Below are 3,062 nucleotides of genomic sequence, written 5' to 3'. Positions count from 1 at the left end.
ACCATCGAGCCCAGCGAATGCAGCAACTACTTCGCCAATGCCGGATATGCTTCCGTGAAAACCTGAAACGCTCTAGGCTGTAGTGACAATTTAATCATTTGAGCCAGAGCATGATGGCGGCGATTTTGATGAATCCCATGAAGTTGGCGGCGATTTTGTCGTAGCGCGTTGCGATTCGCCGCCATTGCTTGAGCTTTGCAAAGAAGCTCTCGATCCCCCAGCGGGCCTTGTAGGCGATGCGGTCGTAGGCTGCTGATACTTTCGATGACGGCGTGGTGGAATGACCGGTTCGCCACCTTGTTCGAGAGTAATGTCATGCAGGCTGTCGGCGTCATAGGCGCGGTCGGCGAGCACCTGCTTGGCCGGCAGCCCCCGGACGAGATCGCAGGCAGGCGCCATATCATTCTGCTGGCCGGGTCCCAGGTGAAGGCGCACCGGCAAGCCGAGCGCATCGACTACTGCATGGATCTTGCTGCCAAATCCCCCGCGGGAACGGCCGAGAGCCTGGGCTTGCGGTCCCCCCTTTTTCGGCGTCCGCCTGCCGCTTGCGCTTGTGCCCGGATCACCGTGGCGTCGATGGACAACCACTCCATATCCGGATCGATCGCGACGGCTTCGAAAATCTTGTCGAAGATGCCCTGTTCGATCCAGCGATAGTAGCGCCGTTTGATCGTCTGATAGGGGCCGAAGCGGTCTTCCGGCAGATCACGCCAGCGCGCACCCGACCGGGCGAGCCACAATACCGCATCGAAGAACCGGCGTCCGTCACTACGCGGACCGCGCCGGCCTTTGCGACCGCCGGGCACTAACGGCTTCAGCCGCTCCCATTGATCGTCTCGAAGAACCTCACCATCCATCGCCAACCTCCAAAAGTCAGCGTTGAATCTGATTTGCTCCCAAAACGGAATCCCAAATCATTAATTTGTCACTACAGCCTAGCGCGGCGGCGGCTTCTGTGGTCGAGCGGTTTGCCAGACGTGTCGGGATGCGGGAATAAAGAACGGCACCGGCCACGCCCACGACCGCATAGAGCACGAACATCAGCTTGATGGCAATCTGTCGACCAAGCCCGACGAACGCCCTCGCATCAGGCAGGGCGTCGGCTAAGGCGCCGACGAGGCTGTGGCGCGCGAACGTCCTCGTCCCATCGGAATCGCCGACGTGCGAGCTTGCTATGCCAATGATGCGGGTCGAGCGCGCGGTGCCGTTTCCATTCACCGAAGGCGCCCAATAGCTACCCTTCACAACAATGATCCAGCAAGCCTTTGGACGCGCTAGACGCTAGGAGAGGATGCGCCCCCGCCTTGCCTCGTCGCGTGCTGCGCTTACATCGCGATCCAGTGAACACCTCTCCTCAATCGAGGGCGCCGAGAATTTGTTCAGCGGAGTGCCGGTTCATCAAGCCGGCTCATGCTCGGACGATTCATCAGTCAAGATCAAGCGAGTCGGATCTTTCAAGTCGAACTCAATAACACGTGGCACGAAGAGACGGGCATAGCGCGTGAAGGCGCTGGTCGGCGGAAAGCGAATTACCGTATCGCATCGGGCGAGAAGGTACATCTCTGTAAGAGCAGAGATACCGCCGTCCACTCCGAGCGATGCACTGTGTAATGGCCGGCCTGGCCCTCCTGGAAGCATTTCGGGATAGTGATTGATCGGGAAACACACCGAGTAAATGGTCCCGTACCTGCGCGCTGTCCGTACACAAGAAAACCATCACAGGGCGTCGATGCGGTAGCGCTTTGGCCTTCTCGATGGCAGTGCACACCTGGCGTAAGGCCAACTCCGGATCGGCCCAGTAGGGCGCATGGTCCATTATATCTTCGCCATTGCCGTGCCGTACGTGCACACCGATGATACTGCGCCCCTTGAAGTGCTCCTGATCGATGGCGTGAATACGAGCCGGAATTTCCGGTCTAAGGTTGAGGCTCTGAAATATCTGGCGTTCGGCAGCTTGGTCGCACCGCCACATAGGCATCACAAACTACCGTGTTGGCATCAGTATCGTCCTGGGCTTAAAGAAGCTCGGTTCACGTTCCCGGAAAATTTGTTCATCGGGGCGGTAAACGCTCTCGATTGAGGGCTTGTTCCACCATGATGGGAAGAACGGTCCCGGAAATGAGAACTGGTGATCTGGTCATCGCAAATAACCCGTACGCCAGCAATATCTTGAATCGGCTCGAAGAACACCGTAAAAGCGTTGGTGAAGGGTTGATTGAGATAGCAGGAGCCACGCCAATCGATGGCCAGCGTCCGCCCCGTTCGCTGTGCATAGCGCCAAGCTGCCGCCAGCGAACAGAGACAATCACCGAAACCAGTCCGCCGTCGAGAAACAACATACCGATCCCTCTTCAGGTCGCCAGCGAGCATGTTCGTTGCCTTGTTCTGGAAAAGCGCATCGGCTTAAATTCTGCTGAAATTCTGCATATCAATTCCCGGACCTGCATCAGCGATCGTGATTCTCGCCAATTTTTATGCATGACCCTTCGTCTCACAGATTTACGATTTTCCGCCAGACTGGAAGTTGCGGCGCCATACGCCTTTTCAGTCCGGGCGGTGAAGTCGCCGCATATCGCTCCGTCATCGTTCAGTCGTTTATCTCGCACCCGATCCAACCCATCGGCATCGCACTTGGGTCGGAGCGAGAGGCCGGAGCTTCCGCGCAAATTGGCTGTGACGTATGTTGCGGTACGGCTCATGTTGGCGCGCTTCGCCGATTCATCGAGGATGGCGCCGATCTAGGCTGCAAACTCATAAACGGGGTTTTCTAACCGGATGGGTGATGATTCAATGAGGCTTTGATTTGGAGGCCTTGCGTGACTCGCCGTCGTTTCGACCTGACTGATTTCGAGTGGGCGATTATTCAGCCCTTGTTGCCCAACAAGGTTCGCGGCGTGCCGCGGGTCGATGACCGGCGAGTGATCAACGGCATTTTGTGGCGGTTCCGCACAGGCTCGCCTTGGGCAGACGTGCCGGAACGATATGGGCCTTATACCACCTGCTACAACCGTTTTGTGCGATGGAGAAAAGCGGGTGTTTGGGATCATGTCTTGCGCGAGATC

General features: G+C 57.5%; 3 protein-coding genes and 2 pseudogenes. 1 reads left to right on the top strand and 4 read right to left on the bottom strand.

The features are described from left to right. Positions 1–94: 94 nt before the first annotated feature. The 4 genes and pseudogenes from PYR71_RS30500 to PYR71_RS30490 form a co-directional block, all read right to left on the bottom strand. Positions 95–857: pseudogene (locus PYR71_RS30500) on the bottom strand (IS5-like element ISRel11 family transposase). Between the two features lie 16 nt (positions 858–873). Next, positions 874–1,245: a hypothetical protein gene (locus tag PYR71_RS30495; RefSeq protein ID WP_077989437.1), complete on the bottom strand. Its 372-nt coding sequence runs from the start codon at positions 1,243–1,245 to the stop codon at positions 874–876. A gap of 153 nt (positions 1,246–1,398) precedes the next feature. Further along, positions 1,399–1,560: a nodulation protein NodZ gene (locus PYR71_RS31130; protein ID WP_408988003.1), complete on the bottom strand. Its 162-nt coding sequence runs from the start codon at positions 1,558–1,560 to the stop codon at positions 1,399–1,401. Between the two features lie 154 nt (positions 1,561–1,714). Beyond that, positions 1,715–2,370 (bottom strand): annotated as a pseudogene (locus PYR71_RS30490) (nodulation protein NodZ); the annotation flags it as partial. 446 nt (positions 2,371–2,816) lie between these two features. Here PYR71_RS30490 and PYR71_RS30485 point away from each other — a divergent pair. Beyond that, the coding region (locus tag PYR71_RS30485; protein ID WP_143541173.1) for a transposase at positions 2,817–3,062 on the top strand (246 nt) is incomplete at its 3' end.

Source organism: Rhizobium mulingense, assembly GCF_029194105.1.
In the GTDB taxonomy this organism is placed as follows: Bacteria; Pseudomonadota; Alphaproteobacteria; order Rhizobiales; family Rhizobiaceae; genus Rhizobium; species Rhizobium mulingense.
The sequence above is the reverse complement of the archived record's forward strand: the minus strand, read 5'-3'. Positions and strand labels throughout refer to the sequence as shown.